Raw genomic sequence first — 16,369 nt, forward strand, 5'->3', positions numbered from 1 at the left:
CTCACTCCCCGACGTGCGGCGGGACAGTGGTCGGGTCGGCCATCACGTCGGTGCCGCCCAGTGCTTTGTTGGCGCGACGTTCCACCAGCAGCGGCACGAAGTCGCGGACTTCGGTCCCGCTGAAGTGCTCGTAGGCCTGCTCGACCGCGGCGGCGACGTCTTCTGGTCGTCGGTGCGAGTAGAGGCCGATCAGCCGGTCCTGCACTTCGCTGATCTGACGCCGCTCGTCATTAGCATCCATGCACACAATTTAGTGCGAATGCGACAACGTCGACTGTCACGACGGATGGATTCACTGACAGTTCATCTCGCCGCCATCGAGACTCAATCTCGACCGGCCCGTACGCACCGCTGATGATCGTGGGCGGTTGACGATCGGAGAACCTACGATGACACCCATGGTTCCGTCACAGCGACCCATCGACCCGGCCGCGCAGGCGCAGGCGCGGGTGCTGGTCGAGGAGCTGGAACGCGTCGCGGACTCGCTCGTGGACCGGCTGCAGGCCGGTGTCGGTGGCGAGAAGGCGCAGCGAGCAGCGCGCCGGGAACTGTACGAGGTCCGCGAACACGTGCGCCGACTCCAGAGCACGTACGCCCTTTCCCCTTCGTAGAGCTGTGCCCCCTTTCCGATGAATTCCGCCACGGGCGCGGGTCAGACCCGGTGGACTGTTCTCACCACCGAGCGAAAGGCTTCGTCATGACCGCGGCACTCCCACCCGTAGCCGACCGCGAGACCTGGGCGGCGGCGCTGGCCGACCTACGCCGCCGCGAGAAGGCGGCCACCCGCGAACTCGACGCGGTGGCGGCACAGCGTCGTCGACTCCCGATGGTCGAGATGGACGATTACGTCCTCACCGGGCCCGACGGGCCGATTCGACTCGTCGACGTCTTCGACGGACGGTCACAGCTGATCGTCTACAACCACATGTGGACCGATGGCGCCCGGTTCCAGTGCCCGGGTTGTACCGGGTTCACCACCCAGTTCTCTCGGCTCGACTACCTCGCCGACTACGACGCGCGGTTCGTCATCATCACGCACGGGCCGATGGACGAGATCCTCGCCTACAAGCGGCGCGTCGGAAACCGCATGGACTGGTACTCGTCGGCGGGTACGACCTTCTCCGCCGACGTCGACGCCGCCCCGGGCGAAGGCTTCGCCCTCAACGTCTTCCTCCGAGACGGTGACACCGTGTATCGCACCTGGCACTCGACCGGTCGTGGTACCGAACAACTCGGATTCACCTTCGGACTACTCGACGTCCTGCCCTACGGACGCCAGGAGGAGTGGCAGGATTCCCCGGACGGCTGGCCGCAGAGCCCGACCTACTCGCGGTGGCGCGGTTCGGAGGAGATGGCCGCCGCGTACGGTGACCCCGACGCGTGACCCCCGGCCGCGCAGAACCCGCTGGTCAGCGTTCACAGGAATCTCCCAGCGTGCCTACAGTGAGGTTCCAGGGCCGGCTGGGACTCTGGTCGTGTGAGTGAAGTGGCGAAACAGAACAGCACGCGCGGCGCGAAGGTCCTCGTGGTCGACGACGAGGAGAACATCCGTCAATTGCTGTCGGTGTCGCTGAAGTTCCAGGGCTACGAGGTCGAGACCGCCGCCGACGGTCCGGCGGCCCTTGACCGATGCCGCATCGCCAAACCCGACGTCCTCGTCCTCGACGTGATGATGCCGGGGATGGACGGGTTCGGACTGCTGCGCCGGCTGCGTGCCGACGGGGTCGAGGCGCCGGCCCTGTTCCTGTCGGCGCGCGACACGGTGGAGGACAAGATCAACGGCCTCACCATCGGCGGGGACGACTACGTCACCAAACCCTTCAGTCTCGAAGAGGTCGTCGCCCGGTTACAGGTGTTGCTGCGCCGCAGCGGTTTCGACGACCAGAAGCGCGCGTCGTCGAAGATCACCTTCGCCGACATCGAACTCGACGACGAGACCCACGAGGTGTTCAAGGCGGGCGAGCTGGTGGCCCTCTCGCCGACGGAGTTCACGCTGTTGCGCTATTTCATGGTGAACGCGGGCACCGTGTTGTCGAAGCCGCGCATCCTCGACCATGTCTGGAACTACGACTTCGGCGGCGAGGTGAACGTCGTCGAATCCTATGTGTCGTACCTTCGGCGCAAGCTCGACACCGGGGACAAGCGACTCATCCACACCCTCCGCGGGGTCGGCTACGTGATGCGTGAGCCCCGTGACTGATGCGACGGTGACGAGTACCGGCCGTCGCACGCCGAAGCGCGGTGTCCCACTGCGGGTCTCGCTGGTGGCGCTGACGGTGTTGCTCGTCGCCATCGGACTCCTCGCCTCCGGTGTCGCGGTGACCTCGTCGATGCGGCAGGACCTGATCTCCCGTGCCGACGAGGGGCTGGAGAACTCGGTGCGCACGTGGGCCGAACCCCGTGGTCTCCTCGGCGACGGCCCCGGCCCGCCCGGGCCGCGTCGGCCGCCGTCGCCCTATTACGTCGAGTCGGTCGTCTACGGGCCCGGCGGGATGTCGGCCGACAACGTCTACAACCAGTTCGACGACGCACCCGACCTGAGGGGACTGACCGGTGACAACGCCGGACCCGTCACCGTCCCGTCGATCGACGGGGACGGGCCGCAGTGGCGGGTCATCAAGCACAGCAACAGCTTCGGCAGATCCATCGTGGCCACCCCGATGTCCGACATCGACGACACGGTCAGCAGGCTGATCTGGCTGCAGCTCGCGATCGGCGCGCTGGTCGTCCTGCTCATCGGGGTGCTGAGCTACGTGCTGGTCCGTACGAGCCTGCGCCCGCTTCGCCGGGTCGAGGAGACCGCGCACGAGATCGCGGAGGGCAATCTGACACGGCGCGTCCCGCCGGCACCGCCGAACACCGAGGTCGGCAGTCTGTCGGACTCGCTGAACCGGATGCTCGGCCAGATCCAGCATGCGTTCGCCTCGACCGCCGCGTCCGAACAGCAGGCCCGCGCCTCCGAGGAGCGGATGCGCCGTTTCGTCGCCGACGCCAGCCACGAACTGCGGACCCCGCTCACGTCCATCAAGGGATTCGCCGAACTCTATTCGCGCAGCGGCGTCTCCGATGTCCCCGATCTGCCCGATGTCACCGACGCGATGCGACGCATCGACGACGAGGCCGGCCGGATGAACCTGCTGGTGGAGGATCTGCTGATGCTCGCGCGACTCGACGCGCAGCGGCCGCTGGATTCGACTCCTGTCGACCTCCTCGGTCTGGCCGCCGATGCCGTGCAGAGCGCCCGTGTCGCCGCCCCCGAGCGCGAGATCCGGCTCGACGTCGTCCCGGGCGATCGGCCGCCGGTCGTCCTCGGCGACGGGCCCCGCCTGGTCCAGGTGCTGCGCAACCTCATCGGCAACGCCGTGAACCACACCCCGGCGGACGCCTCGATCACGGTCGGGGTGAGCGTCGACGACGCCGCGAGCCCCGGGGAGGCGGTGCTGACCGTCGCCGACACCGGGCCCGGGCTCTCGCCCGAGGACGCCGAGCGCGTCTTCGAGCGCTTCTACCGCGGCGACTCGTCCCGACATCGCGGCTCCGGCGGCGGTAGCGGCCTCGGCCTCTCGATCGTCGCGGCACTGGTCGCCGCGCACGGCGGCCGCGTCGGCGTGGACACGAGCCCCGGTGTGGGAGCCACGTTCTGGGTGCGCCTACCGCTCGCGGAGGCCGATTAGATCAACCGGCGCAACGTGGCGAACTCGGTGACGTCGTCGCGGAACCGGTCGAGTCCGACGAGCGTGTACATCCCGTCGATCTGCCGGTTGACCCACAGCTGGTGGATGCGGCGTAGGTCGGATTGCCGTGACTTCCAACCGATCCCGTCGATCACCGCGAGGACGAGCTGGGTCGGCAGCCGCACCTCGGCCATCTCCTCGATCTCACGGACCGCGTCGGTGAGTTTGGAACCCGTCGAGTCGAAACCCTTGGCCGCCACCACGATGTCGGCCGACGACGGGTCGCCGACGATGAGGTCGGCGGGCGCGGTCCGGCCGTTGCGTCCCGCGAACCGCGAGCGGGTGACGTAGTCGAGCCCGATGTCGCGGGCGATGTCCTCGATCTCGTCCTCGATACGCCGGCCTGATGCGCCCGCGCGGGTGGCGGTGGCGCGGGTGCCGGCGCGGGCCACGAGAATGTCGGCGAAGGTGAACGTGCGGGACAGCTGGGTGCGCAGCATGCGGACCAGGTCGAACTCGGTGTCGAGCCAGGTCACCAGCTCGACCGGTTGTGCGCGCGCCAATGCATGCCAGCCGCTGGTGTCGAACCGGTCGCGCAGGGCGTTCTTCAGCTTCTCCTGGGACAGCCCGACGGCGAGCCCCAGTACAGGGACATCGGTGGGGTTGTCGCGCACCCACGCCGCCAGTCCCGCGATGTCGGTGTCGAGCAGTTCACCGAGACGCGCCGTGGCCTGGGTGATCCGCTCGGCCTCCGGCGTCGACGCGGTCGGGTCGACGTGAGAGGTCAACCGTCCCAACGATTGCAGATAGTCGTCGAAGTCGCCCGCGGTGCTCATCGTGGAGAGTCGTCCGCTCAGTCCCGGCCGATGAACAGGTACTCGCTCACGTCGCGGCGGGTCGCGGCCGCGTGGGTGCCGAAGCTGTACTTGTGGTCGATCGCGATGACCTCCACCGACGGCTTGACCTTCCCGAGCAGGTCGACGATGCGATCTTTGCCCGGCAACGCATTCGACGAGTACGACAGCACGATGGCGCCGGCGTCCTCGAAATGCTCGAACGTACGCAGCAGCGCGTCCTCGATCGTCCGCTTGTAGGCGAACGGCGTGAAGCGTTTCGGCAGCTTCTTGGTCTTGGTGTTCTCCATGATGCTCATCCCGCGCCAGTAGGCCGACAGGCCTTCGAGGAAGTGGTAGCGCTTGATGTAGTCGTTGTCGTCGGTCGGCGGGGCATACGGGGGATCGAGGTACACGAGGTCCGGTGCTACCCAGGGTAATTCGAGGTCGAAGATGTCGCCCTGCACGCTCCGGCTGTTGCGTCCGTTGCTGAACACGGTGGCGTTGTAGTCCGCGGCCGCCCGCAGACGGAAGTGGTCGCGCAGCGACATCGTCAGGTCGCGACGACCGTCGGCGTAACGCGTCGAGTCGGTGAAGGTGAACACGCCACGGGGTTGTTTGCGCGCGGCCGAGAGGACGAGGGCGGCGATCGCGAGATCACGTCGGTAACCGCGCAGTGCGTCGATGTGCGACCACGCGGAGTCCAGGAACGCACGGTCCTCGGTGGTGAAGTACAGCCCGTCGAACGTCCGCGAGATGTAATCGCGATCGTCGGCGGGCGGACCGCAGATGGCCTCGATCAGGTCCGGCTCGAGCCGGACACTCGAATTGGCCACCGACGCGCGGGTGATGATGTGCGGGAAGTTGAGGAAGTCGTTGCTGACGACCTCGAAGCCCTGCGCCTTCAGCAGGTAGGACACCACCCCGGAACCGGAGAAGGCGTCGACCGCGGTGGACCCGCCGATGTCGGCGAAGGTGCGTTCGAGGTGGGGCAGCAGCCGGTATTTGGATCCCATGTACCGGAGGCGGGGGAACCGTTGGGCGCGGGCCAGGACGTCGCTGGATCCGACGACGGCTCGGGAGGTGCGTCCCGCCCGGGATGATTCTGGCCCACTCACACCGAAAAGAATGTCATGGACCCCCGACATCCCGGGACAACACTCGCCGTCGTCCGCCGCGTCACCGTGGCGACGCCCGCAACACCTAGACTCGGCCCATGGCATCGGTCTTCAGCATGATCATCAATGGCGATCTCCCCGGTCGATTCGTCTGGAAGGACGGCGAGGCGGTCGCGTTCCTCACGATCGAACCGGTCACGCCCGGTCACGTCCTGGTGGTTCCCCGCGCCGAGGTCGACCACTGGGAGCAGATGGACACCGCCGCGTTCGCGCACCTCAGCGCCGTCGCGCAGAACGTGGGTCGCGCGGTGAAGGACGCCTTCGACGCGCCGCGGATGGGCCTGCTCATCGCCGGCCTCGAAGTCCCGCACGTGCACGTCCACGTGTTCCCGGCGCTCTCGATGCAGACCTTCGACCTCGCGAACGCGAACAAGAACGCCCGTCCCGAGGACCTCGACGCCGCGGCCGAGAAGATCCGCGCGAGCCTTCGCTCGCTCGGGTACGGCGAGTACGTCGCCGACTGACCCCACCGTCCGGCAAACCCACCACTTTTCGGCGAACCCACCCCTCGTCAGGGTGCTGGGTATGCCGAAAAGGGGTGGGTTTGCGGAGGGCTCACACCGTCCGGTGGATCAGCAGCGGTAGCACCGCGGTGGCGCCGGCCTCGCGGAGGGCGGCGGCGGCCAGGGTGATCGGCCAGCCCGAGCCGTTGGCGTCGACCACGAGCAGCACGGCGCGGCCCGCGACGTCGGGCGGGTCGCCGAGGTGGTCGCGCCAGTACGCGGCCTCGACCGCGCCGGTCGCGTCGGTGGGCGGATCGCCCATGCGCACGGAAAAGCTGTCGCCCTCGCGTTTCCCGACCTTCCGCAGGTGGTCGGCCAGGGTCTCGGCCAGGACGGTGCCGGTCAGACGGAGCGACACGATGACGTCGGCCCGGATGCCGGTGTCGCGCACCCACGCGGCCAGGGTCGCAACCGCGGCGTCGCCCAACTCTGCGAGCGCGCGCTCGTCGCCGTTGCGGGCCGCGGCCAGCACCTCGACCCACTCCGGGGCGTCGGCATGGGCCAGGACACGACCCGGCTCGGCCAGGAGATCGGCGGAAATTCTTCCGCGACGCCCGAATTCGCCGCCCGGCCACATCTTGCGGGGGTCCAGGGTCTGGGCCTTGCGACGCAGCGTCGAGGTCACGGTGCGGACGATCTCGGCGTCGACCGAATCGGGGAGTCCTTCGCTGAGGGCGCCCCGGCAGACCGAGCAGCGTCCGCAGTCTGCGGCCTGCGGGTCGTCGAGGGATTCGGTCAGCAACCGCATGAGGCACGTGCGGCCCGCGATGTAGGCGCGCATGATGTCTGCCTCGCGACGCCGCACGGCGAGTATGCCGTCGTAGTGCTCGGCGTCGTAGGTCCAGGGCTTGCCGGTGGCCACCCACCCGTCGGGGGTCCGGTCGGTGACGCCGTCCACCGCGAGTTGCTTGAGCATCAGTTCGATTCGCGTGCGACGGAATCGGGTCGCGGCCTCGAGTTGCACGACCGATTGCGGCTCGTCGGCGGACTCCAGGGCGGCGAGCAGGTCCCGCATCTTGTCCGGGTCGGGGATCGTCGCGGTCGCGAAGTGATCCCAGATCCGGTGGTCGGTCTGCGAGGCCAGGAGCATGACGACGGCGTCGTCGAGGGCACGGCCGGCACGGCCGACCTGCTGATAGTAGGAGACCGGCGACGGCGGTGACCCGACGTGCACCACGAACCCGAGATCGGGCTTGTCGTAACCCATTCCGAGCGCCGACGTCGCGACCAGCGCCTTGACCTCGTTGCGCAGCAACGCGTCTTCGAGTTCGTGGCGGCGGTCGGCGTCGAGCTGACCGGTGTAGGCCGCGACCGCGAGGGCGTCGCCGTGGACCGCCCGGATGGCCTCGACCAGCCGGTCGGCGTCGGCGACGGTCAGCACGTACACGATGCCCGATCCCGGGAGGGCGGGCAGCGACTGTGCCACCCAGCCGTACCGCTGGACCGGGGAGAGTCCGTCGAGAACGTTGAGGTGCAGGGACTTTCGGGCCAGCGGCCCGCGCAGGACGAGAGTGGGCTCGCCGGCGGTGTCGGCGTCGAGCTGAGCGGCGACGTCGGAGGTGACACGCGCGTTGGCGGTCGCGGTGGTGGCCAGGACCGGCGTCGTCGGGTTGACGGTGCGCAGCACGTCGGCGACGCGACGGTAGTCCGGGCGGAAATCGTGACCCCAGTCGGATACCGCGTGCGCCTCGTCGACGACCAGCAGACCCAGGTTGCCGGCAAGGGCGTCGAGGACGCGGCGGCCGAAACCCGGGTTGGCGAGCCGCTCCGGCGACACGAGTAGGACGTCGAGATCACCGGCGCGCAGCTGTGCCTCGATCATCGACCACTCGTCGACGTTGGAGGAGTTGAGGGTGGCCGCCGACAACCCGCCGCGGGCAGCGGCCGAGACCTGGTCACGCATGAGGGACAGCAGCGGCGACACGATGAGGGTCGGCCCACCGCCGCCCGCCCGGATGATCGCGGTCGCCGACCAGTAGACCGCCGACTTGCCCCATCCCGTCGCCTGGACCACGAGGACCCGTGCGCCGCGCTCGGTGGGATCGGCGGGTCGGCCGGCCAGCGCGGTCACGGCCCGGAGCTGGTCGTCGCGCAGGGCGGCGCCCTCACCGGCCAGGCTGGTGATCACGCGATTGGCGGCGGTCAGCTGATCCGGGGTGAGGGTTGCGGCCATGTGCCCAATGTAGATGCGCCCTCGGACACGCCGATGACGCCGTCCACACGCCCCGTTCGCGCGGGGGATCCGTTCACAGGAACCTGACAGCTCGCGCGCAGAGTGACGAGAGGCTGGGAACCGAAGGTTGTACGCATGATCCCAGAAGCACCGCCGGCCCGGACGGCGCAGATGTACACACTCATCGACAGTTCCACGCCGAACCCGATACTCGACATCGTGGTCCCCGTCTACAACGAACCGGCCGACATCGCGTCGTCCGTGCGTCGCCTCGCCGACCACCTGCGTCTCCACGTGCCGTACGCCTCGCGCATCACCGTCGCCGACAACGCCAGCACCGACGACACCCTCGCGATCGCCGCCGCACTCGCGGACGAAATCGACGGCGTGCGCGTCGTCCATCTGGAGCAGAAGGGACGCGGCCGCGCGCTGAGCGCGGTGTGGCAGCACAGTGACGCCGAGATCGTCGCCTACTGCGACGTCGACCTGTCGACCGATCTCAACGCACTCATGCCACTCATCGCACCGCTCGTCTCGCGGCACTCCGACATCGCGATCGGTACTCGTCTCAGCCGGTCCGCACGTGTCGTCCGGGGACCCAAGCGCGAGTTCATCTCCCGCTCGTACAACCTGATGCTGCGCACTGCGATGGGCGCCCGGTTCTCCGATGCGCAGTGCGGATTCAAGGCCATGCGCACCGACATCGCCCGCGAACTGCTGCCGTTCGTCGCCGACACCGGCTGGTTCTTCGACACCGAACTGCTCGTGCTCGCCGAGCAGATCGGTCTGCGCATCGCCGAGGTGCCGGTGGACTGGGTCGACGACCCCGACAGCACCGTCGACATCGTGCCGACCGCGATCGCGGATCTGAAAGGCTGTGCGCGCGTGGGGCTCGCACTCGCCATGGGCCGGTTGCCGATCGCCCAGCTGCGCGCCTCCATCGGCCGCGACCGGGCCGCGGGACCACAGCTCGACGGGGTGCCGACGGGCATGGTCGGGCAGCTCGCCCGCTTCTGCGTGGTGGGCGTGGCCTCGACGCTCGCCTACGCGGTCCTGTTCCTGGCGCTGCACTCGTTCCTGGGCGCCCAGGTCTCCAACGTGGTCGCGCTCGCGATCACCGCGGTCCTCAACACCGCCGCCAACCGGCGCTTCAGCTTCGGCATCCGCGGACGCGACAACGCCCTGCGCCACCAGCTCTTCGGCCTCGGCGTCTTCCTCTTCGGCTGGGTCGTCACCTCGGGCGCGCTGTTCGTTCTCCACACCGTCGCCCCCGACGCGACGAAACACATCGAACTGATGATCCTGGTGATCGCGAACCTGGTGGCGACGCTCACCCGGTTCGTCGGTCTCCGCTGGGTGTTCCGCAAGGCACCCGCTCACCACACGGAGGTTGCCGCATGAGTACCACCCTCGTCTCCCCGGCGGGCTCCGTTGCGCCCGCGGACTCGTCAGGAGTGACGCGATCCCCGGCGAAAAGTGCCATCTGGGAACGTCTCTCGCTGGCGGCGCTACTGGTCGGCACCACGGTGGCCTACCTGTGGAACCTGTCGATCAACGGGTGGGCCAACTCCTTCTACTCGGCTGCCATCCAGGCCGGCTCCCAGTCGTGGGAGGCCTGGTTCTTCGGGTCGTCGGACATGGCGAACTCCATCACGGTCGACAAACCTCCTGCCTCGCTGTGGATTCCGGGGCTCAGCGCCCGGATCTTCGGGGTCAACCCGTGGTCGATCCTGGTGCCCGAGGCGCTGATGGGCGTCGCCTCGGTGGCGCTGCTCTACGTGATCGCCCGGAAGTACTTCGGCCACTGGGCCGGCATCGTCGCGGGGGTGACCCTCGCGGTGACACCGGTCGCGGCGATGATGTTCCGCTTCGACAACCCCGAGGCGCTGCTCATCCTGCTGATGATCGCCGCGGTCTGGTCGATGATGAAGGGACTCGAGGACGGACGGTGGCGATGGCTGGTTCTGACCGGCGTGTTCGTCGGCTTCGGTTTCCTCACCAAGCAACTCCAGGTCATGCTGATCGTGCCGCCGCTGGCGGTCACCTACCTCGCCTTCGGGCCGCGTGGTTGGTTGCGCCGGATCGGACAACTGTTCGCCGCGCTCGGCGCGATGATCGTCAGCGCCGGCTGGTGGATTCTCGCCGTCGAGCTGTGGCCCGCGTCGTCGCGTCCGTACATCGGTGGCTCGCAGAACAACTCGATCCTCGAGTTGACCCTCGGCTACAACGGCCTGGGCCGGCTCAACGGCAACGAGACCGGCGCCGTCGTCCCCGGTGGTGGGGGAAACGCGATGGAGGGCATGGGCGGTGGACCGGGTGGCCCCGGCGGCGGGGGCGGCGCGTGGGGCGAGACCGGCTGGCTGCGGATGTTCGAACCCGCGCAGGGCGGTCAGATCGCCTGGCTCATCCCGACCGGCCTGATCCTCGCTGCCGTGGCACTCGTACTGATCGGCAGGGCCCGACGAACCGACCCGCGCCGTGCGTATCTGGTCGTCTGGGCGCTGTGGCTGCTGGTCACGATGGGTGTCTTCAGCTTCATGGCCGGGATCTTCCATCAGTACTACACGGCGGCACTGGCTCCCGCGGTCGCCGCGGTCGTCGCCGGCGGCGCGGCGGTGTGCTGGTCGCACCGGGACCGCCTGTGGGTGCGGATCGCGCTCGGGATCTCCGTCGCGGCCGCCGCGATCTGGGGCTTCGTCCTGCTCGATCGCACACCCGACTTCGTGCCGTGGCTGCGATACGCGGTCCTCGTCGTGGGACTCCTCGCCGCGGTGGCCATGGTCTTCACCCAGCGTCGGACCGTCGCGGCCGCAGCGCTCATCGGGGCCATCATGGCGGGCCTGGCCGGGCCGGTCGCCTACACCGTCGACACCATCGCGACCGAGAAGAGCGGATCCATCATCACCGCCGGACCGCGCGTCGAGGGCGAATTCGGTCCCGGTGGCGGTGGGCCGGGTGGACGAGGTGGCCCGGGTGGTCCCGGCGGACGGGGCATGCCCGGCATGCCACCGCAGGGATCGGGAGCACCCGGGCAGGGGATGCCCGGTATGGGTCAACAGGATGGGGGCGGTCGCGGTGGCGACGGAGCCGCCGGGGGACTGCTCCGTGGTTCGACGCCGTCGGCGGCGCTCGTGGACAGGCTCACCGCCGACGCCGACGAGTACACGTGGGTCGCAGCTGCCGTGGGCTCGATGTCGGCGTCGGGCTACCAGCTCGAGACCGGACACTCGGTGATGCCGATCGGCGGATTCAACGGCAGCGATCCGTCGCCGACCCTGGCCGAATTCCAGCAGCTCGTGGCCGCGAAGAAGATCCACTACTTCATCGGTGGCGGTTCTGGTCCCGGTATGGGGGGCGGCATGGGCGGCAACTCGTCGCAACCGTCGTCGCAGATCAGCACCTGGGTGCAGGAGAACTTCACCGCCGCAACCGTCGACGGCGTGACCCTGTACGACCTCACCCAGCCCACGAGCTGACCGGCGCCGACACCGTTTGGGCGGTCACGGGTACCGGCGTTTAGAGTCATGGACGTGCGCGTACTCGTGATCGGCTCGGGCGGCCGCGAACATGCCCTCCTCATCGGTCTGGCGAACGATCCGGCGGTCACCGACCTGCACGTCGCCCCGGGCAACGCCGGCACCTCGTCGATCGCCACGAACCATCCCGTCGACGCCGTCTCCGGCGACGCGGTCGTCGCGCTGGCACGCGAGATCGGCGCCGACCTCGTGGTCATCGGTCCCGAGGTGCCCCTGGTCCTCGGGGTCGCCGACGCCCTGCGCGCGGCCGGCATCGCGACCTTCGGTCCGAGTGCCGAGGCCGCGCAGATCGAGGGGTCGAAGGCCTTCGCGAAGGACGTCATGAAGGCCGCGGGGGTCACGACCGCCCACGCCGAGATCGTCGACAATCCCGCCCGGCTCGACGCCGCACTCGACCGGTTCGGCCCGACCTGGGTCGTCAAGGACGACGGTCTGGCCGCGGGCAAGGGCGTCGTCGTCACCGCGGACCGTGACGTCGCCCGCGATCACGCGGCCGAGTGCCTCGAGAGCGGCCACCCCGTCCTGCTGGAGAGCTTCCTCGACGGGCCGGAGGTGTCGCTGTTCTGCCTCGTCGACGGCGAGACCGTGGTGCCCCTGCTGCCCGCCCAGGACCACAAGCGCGTCGGGGACGACGACGCCGGACCGAACACCGGCGGGATGGGTGCCTACACGCCGTTGCCCTGGCTGCCCGCCGAGATGACCACGCGCATCGTCGACGAGGTCGTCAAACCCGTTGCCGCCGAGATGGTTCGACGCGGCATCCCGTTCTCCGGCCTGCTGTACGCCGGCCTGGCGATCGGGTCGGACGGGCCGGCCGTCGTCGAATTCAACTGTCGTTTCGGCGATCCGGAGACCCAGGCGGTGCTGGCCCTGCTCGAATCGCCGCTCGGGCAGGCGCTGCACGCGACCGCCACCGGCACCCTCGCCGACCTCCCGCCGCTGCAGTGGCGCGACGGGGCCGCGGTCACCGTCGTGGTCGCCGCGGAGAACTACCCCGGCAAGCCGCGAACCGGCGACCTCATCACCGGTGCCGACACCGACGGGGTGCTGCACGCCGGCACCGCGCGCAACGCCGACGGCGCCGTCGTCTCCTCGGGTGGGCGGGTGCTCGCGGTGGTGGGCACCGGCGCCGATCTCGCCGAAGCCCGCGAGCAGGCCTACGCGCGGATCGCGAACATCAAGCTCCCCGGTTCGCACTTCCGCCGCGACATCGGCCGCAACGCCCTCGAGGGCCGGATCAGCATCTGAGTCTCGCTCCCTCGTTCCCGTTCACCGAAATCGGTTGAGCGAGAACGAAATAGGGAATGACGGTCGACTCAGACCGCCAGGTTCCGCCCGAGGAACTCGACCTGCTCGGGCAGGACGCTGCGCCAGTAGCGATTGGTGTGACCACCCGCCGCGGTCCCGAACGCCGCCGGTGGCCGGAGTCCGGCGGCCCACTGCCGTGTGTAGGTGTAGAACTGGTCGCTCGAGCCGATGTTGATCAGCAGCGGGATCTTCGCGAACTTCGGCTGGGCCCCGAACAGCGAGTTCGCCTGGTAGTCGGCGAGGCCGTCGAAGGCGCGCGGCGGGAAGTTGCGCGGGTCGGCCCACATCGCGGGGGAGCTGACCGCGACCGCGGCGACACGCGGCGAACCCAGCATGGCCGCCAGGCGCAACGCGCCGTACCCGCCCATCGACCATCCGAACAGGCCGATGCGTTCGGTGGACAGGTCCAGGTCGGGGTTGCTCGCGAGCATCGGCAGGAACTCGTCGAGGATCATCGCGCCCCCGTCGGCGCCGTCGGTGCGTCGGTGGTAGTAGTTGCGCCCGATGTCGGCGGCGGCCAGCGCGAACGGCGCGTTCCCGGCGTCGACGTACTGCTGCATCACCGACTGCATCTCGAGCTTCGGCCCGAAGATCGACTTCTCGTTGGTGTTGAGCGCGTGCAGCACGACGACGACGGGCAGGGTGCCCGTCACCCCGTTGGGCCGGGCGACGGCCCAGCGCGTGTCACGCCCGGCCATGCGCGCCGAGCGGAAGCTGCCGGTGATCAGCGGTGGGCCGCCGGTGACCGGTGGCGGCGACGCCTCGACCGGTAGTTCATCGTCGGCCCGACCCTCGAGCTTGCGGGGCTCCACCGACGTCGGCGGGGTCGACCCCGAGCACGCGGCGACCCCCAGGGCGGCGGCGCCGAGGCCGGCGGCCAGGACAGCACGACGCCCGACGAACGCACGGGCGTGTTCGTCGGGATTGCTGGGGAGGGGTGGCACTCGGGTCATCGAGTCAACAGGGTAATGGCCGACCCCCGTCCCGCCGCAACGGAATGGCTCCCGACGCGCACCGTTGTGAGGAATTCCTCTCAGCTGTGCTGCCAGAAACCGTCGTGGACCTCGTGTGCGGCGTCGATCGCGAACGGACCGCGTACCACGATCGGCCGACTGCCCGCCTCGAAGACCCGTCGGCACGGCATCGCCAGCGTGGGATTGGCGGGATCGTCGCCGGTCATCTCCCGCAGGTCGTCCTCGCCGAGCGCGTAGACGACCGTCCCGACCCCGGCCCAGTAGATCGCGCCGGCGCACATGGCGCACGGCTCGGTGCTGGTGTACAGCGTCAGCTCGGCGCGCGTGTCGAGATCGAGGTGCCCGACCGCGCGGACGACGTTCGTCTCGGCATGCCCGGTCGGGTCACCCGAGGTGTCCACGGAATTCATCGCTTCGGCGACCACGCTGCCGTCCGGCGCCACAAGCAGTGAGCCGAACGGGTGGTCGCCGCGCGTCCGGGCCCGGGCGGCGAGGTCGATCGCCTGCCGGAGATGGGTGATGTCGGGGTCCTCGTGACTGTCGGGGGACATGTCCCGATCGTCGCACGGTTCCGCACGCCGGCGTGGGGCGAACGGCGAGTGTCTCAGGCCTGCCCGACGAGTTCACAGCTGAAGTCGACGGGCCGCGCGCGCCGGTCGAACTCGACGTGCGCCACCGACTCGCCGTCGGTGACGTCGCAGATCGGCGACCGGCCGCCGTCGGAGCCGGTGCGCCAGCTGATGTGCCAGCCGCGTCGCGCGGCCATCCCGTGGATCGCGACCCGATGATCGTTGACCGCAAGTGATCTCATCACCGTCGGCATCGTGGTGGCGAAGTCGGCGAAGGTCGGTTCGGGCAGCGCGACGTCGTCGAGGAGGTACACCGCGAGATCCCCGTCGTCGTGCTGTGCCGTCCAGTACGGACTGATCCCGGTGCTCTCGACCGCGGCCGCGGCCACGATGTCGATCGCCTGCGTCCGGTAGTCGGCGATCTGGTCGCGAGAGAGGCTGGGCGGCAACGACACCCGGGGAACGGCGAAATCATCGACGCCGAATCGGGCGCCGACGTCGCGCAGCGCGGCGGCTGGACCCGCCGGTTCGCCGCGAGGATGGGCCCACCCCCACACGATCGCGTCCGATTCGATGACCGCGATCAGGGTGGCACGTGAACGGACACAGTCGCGGTGCCCGTCCGGGTCGGACGAGGCCGTCGAGGTGAAGACGACGGACCGCTCCGCCGGGTCGCAGCGCGACTCGAAGCTACCGAGCCGTTCGCGCAGGAAGTCGGCGAACGCGACCTGCCGCAGACAGGTGTAGAGCGCCGCGTAATCGGCGACAGCATGGAGGCCGTCGAACTGCATGAGGTCACGGTAACCGCGGGTGTGGTCGTCGTACCCCTCTGTCCGACGTCCGACTGACGGCCGACCGCCGTCGGGCATTCCGCCGAGGTCAGCGGGCTTATACGGGAATCCGCCTGGGCGTGTATCGCTTTGGTGAAAGCGATACGACGGTACCGGCCCTTTGGCAGCATTGACTCCCATGATGACCTCGGCGGCGACACCGAAGGGTGCGCGGCGGCGGTCTCGACTGATCGAGGCTGCCGGCGAGTTGCTGCTCGAAGGAGGCTTCGATGCGGTGCGTCATCGCGCGGTGGCCGAGCGCGCGCAACTACCGCTGGCGTCGACCACCTATTACTTCGGTTCCCTCGACGACCTGATGGCCGAGGCCGCCGCCTATCTGTGCGCGCACGACGAGACCGCAGTCGCCGCCCGCTGCAACGCTCTTCCGCGCCGGCACCGGGGCAGCACGGCGACGGCGGGTGCCCTCGCCGACGTCTTCGTCGGTTCCGACACCACCCTCCAGCAACTGTCCGCGCGGTACGAGATGATCGCGCTCGCGGCCCGGTATCCGCTTCTGCGCGAGGTCGTCGCGAGCCGGGGGCAATCGCTGGCGTTCCACCACTGCGAGGTCTTGGTGAAGTCGCACCGGGTCGCCGATCCGGCGCACATCGCGCAACTGATCGGCATCGAGGACGGAGCGATCGTGGGAGCGTTGTCCCAGACGGCCGTACGACCGGTCGACGCGGTGCGCGACGCCCTGCTCGACGTCGTCGACGTCCTCGCCCCACGGGAGTGACCGGACGGAGTGTCCGGGCCGAACCTCGCGAACTCACCGCGCGGTGGACGCGGCG

The 16,369-nt window shown here is 69.3% G+C and carries 16 protein-coding genes; 9 read left to right on the forward strand and 7 right to left on the reverse strand.

The features are described 5' to 3' along the window. Nucleotide 1: 1 nt before the first annotated feature. On the reverse strand, nt 2-241 hold the full coding sequence (locus tag ACFUEJ_RS12415; RefSeq protein ID WP_065631505.1) for a three-helix bundle dimerization domain-containing protein: 240 nt from the start codon (nt 239-241) through the stop codon (nt 2-4). A gap of 157 nt (nt 242-398) precedes the next feature. On the opposite strand from ACFUEJ_RS12415, the gene ACFUEJ_RS12420 reads away from it, so the two are divergent. The 4 genes from ACFUEJ_RS12420 to ACFUEJ_RS12435 all read left to right on the forward strand — a co-directional run bounded on the left by ACFUEJ_RS12420 (nt 399) and on the right by ACFUEJ_RS12435 (nt 3,674). After that, nucleotides 399-611, forward strand: a complete 213-nt coding sequence (locus ACFUEJ_RS12420; RefSeq protein ID WP_388029672.1) for a hypothetical protein — start codon at nt 399-401, stop codon at nt 609-611. 86 nt (nt 612-697) lie between these two features. Beyond that, nucleotides 698-1,384: a DUF899 family protein gene (locus tag ACFUEJ_RS12425; RefSeq protein ID WP_311277740.1), complete on the forward strand. Its 687-nt coding sequence runs from the start codon at nt 698-700 to the stop codon at nt 1,382-1,384. Nucleotides 1,385-1,477: 93 nt separating this feature from the next. Further along, nucleotides 1,478-2,200, forward strand: a complete 723-nt coding sequence (locus tag ACFUEJ_RS12430) for a response regulator transcription factor (RefSeq protein WP_165630597.1) — start codon at nt 1,478-1,480, stop codon at nt 2,198-2,200. Then, nucleotides 2,193-3,674, forward strand: a complete 1,482-nt coding sequence (locus ACFUEJ_RS12435) for a sensor histidine kinase (RefSeq protein ID WP_388029724.1) — start codon at nt 2,193-2,195, stop codon at nt 3,672-3,674. The genes ACFUEJ_RS12430 and ACFUEJ_RS12435 overlap by 8 nt, the downstream gene beginning before the upstream one ends. On the opposite strand, the gene ACFUEJ_RS12440 is transcribed toward ACFUEJ_RS12435, so the two are convergent. Continuing rightward, nucleotides 3,671-4,510, reverse strand: coding sequence for a hypothetical protein (locus ACFUEJ_RS12440; protein ID WP_388029677.1), 840 nt, complete (start codon nt 4,508-4,510; stop codon nt 3,671-3,673). The genes ACFUEJ_RS12435 and ACFUEJ_RS12440 overlap by 4 nt on opposite strands. Before the next feature lie 17 nt (nt 4,511-4,527). Then, nucleotides 4,528-5,523, reverse strand: a complete 996-nt coding sequence (locus ACFUEJ_RS12445; protein ID WP_388029727.1) for a DNA adenine methylase — start codon at nt 5,521-5,523, stop codon at nt 4,528-4,530. 200 nt (nt 5,524-5,723) lie between these two features. Between ACFUEJ_RS12445 and ACFUEJ_RS12450 the strand changes: the two genes are divergently transcribed. Further along, on the forward strand, nt 5,724-6,149 hold the full coding sequence (locus tag ACFUEJ_RS12450; protein WP_004020640.1) for an HIT family protein: 426 nt from the start codon (nt 5,724-5,726) through the stop codon (nt 6,147-6,149). A 91-nt stretch (nt 6,150-6,240) separates the two neighbouring features. Here the strand turns inward: ACFUEJ_RS12450 and ACFUEJ_RS12455 are convergent, their stop codons facing one another. Continuing rightward, the gene (locus tag ACFUEJ_RS12455; protein ID WP_388029680.1) at nt 6,241-8,361 is read right to left on the reverse strand and encodes a RecQ family ATP-dependent DNA helicase; all 2,121 of its coding nucleotides are present in this window, start codon (nt 8,359-8,361) and stop codon (nt 6,241-6,243) included. Nucleotides 8,362-8,496: 135 nt separating this feature from the next. On the opposite strand from ACFUEJ_RS12455, the gene ACFUEJ_RS12460 reads away from it, so the two are divergent. From ACFUEJ_RS12460 to purD, 3 genes are read left to right on the forward strand one after another with little or no spacing between them, the layout of a single operon-like run. Continuing rightward, on the forward strand, nt 8,497-9,762 hold the full coding sequence (locus ACFUEJ_RS12460; RefSeq protein ID WP_388029681.1) for a glycosyltransferase: 1,266 nt from the start codon (nt 8,497-8,499) through the stop codon (nt 9,760-9,762). After that, nucleotides 9,759-11,837 carry an ArnT family glycosyltransferase gene (locus tag ACFUEJ_RS12465; protein ID WP_388029684.1) on the forward strand — a complete coding sequence of 693 codons (2,079 nt, stop codon included), beginning with the start codon at nt 9,759-9,761 and terminating at the stop codon, nt 11,835-11,837. The genes ACFUEJ_RS12460 and ACFUEJ_RS12465 overlap by 4 nt, the downstream gene beginning before the upstream one ends. 54 nt (nt 11,838-11,891) lie before the next feature. Continuing rightward, the gene (purD, locus tag ACFUEJ_RS12470) at nt 11,892-13,145 is read left to right on the forward strand and encodes a phosphoribosylamine--glycine ligase (protein ID WP_175401151.1); all 1,254 of its coding nucleotides are present in this window, start codon (nt 11,892-11,894) and stop codon (nt 13,143-13,145) included. Nucleotides 13,146-13,213: 68 nt separating this feature from the next. Here the strand turns inward: purD and ACFUEJ_RS12475 are convergent, their stop codons facing one another. The 3 genes from ACFUEJ_RS12475 to ACFUEJ_RS12485 form a co-directional block, all read right to left on the reverse strand. After that, a complete protein-coding gene (locus ACFUEJ_RS12475) occupies nt 13,214-14,158 on the reverse strand; it encodes an alpha/beta hydrolase family protein (protein ID WP_058251229.1) in 945 nt (314 codons plus the stop codon). An 80-nt stretch (nt 14,159-14,238) separates the two neighbouring features. Then, nucleotides 14,239-14,730, reverse strand: a complete 492-nt coding sequence (locus ACFUEJ_RS12480) for a nucleoside deaminase (RefSeq protein WP_058251228.1) — start codon at nt 14,728-14,730, stop codon at nt 14,239-14,241. A 53-nt stretch (nt 14,731-14,783) separates the two neighbouring features. Next, entirely contained in the window at nt 14,784-15,539 is a 756-nt protein-coding gene (locus ACFUEJ_RS12485; RefSeq protein ID WP_058251413.1) for a DUF6882 domain-containing protein, read from the reverse strand. 181 nt (nt 15,540-15,720) lie between these two features. On the opposite strand from ACFUEJ_RS12485, the gene ACFUEJ_RS12490 reads away from it, so the two are divergent. Then, entirely contained in the window at nt 15,721-16,314 is a 594-nt protein-coding gene (locus ACFUEJ_RS12490) for a TetR/AcrR family transcriptional regulator (protein WP_175404307.1), read from the forward strand. Nucleotides 16,315-16,369: the final 55 nt, after the last annotated feature.

The organism is Gordonia sp. NPDC057258, assembly GCF_042668985.1.
Classification (GTDB): Bacteria; Actinomycetota; Actinomycetes; order Mycobacteriales; family Mycobacteriaceae; genus Gordonia; species Gordonia hongkongensis.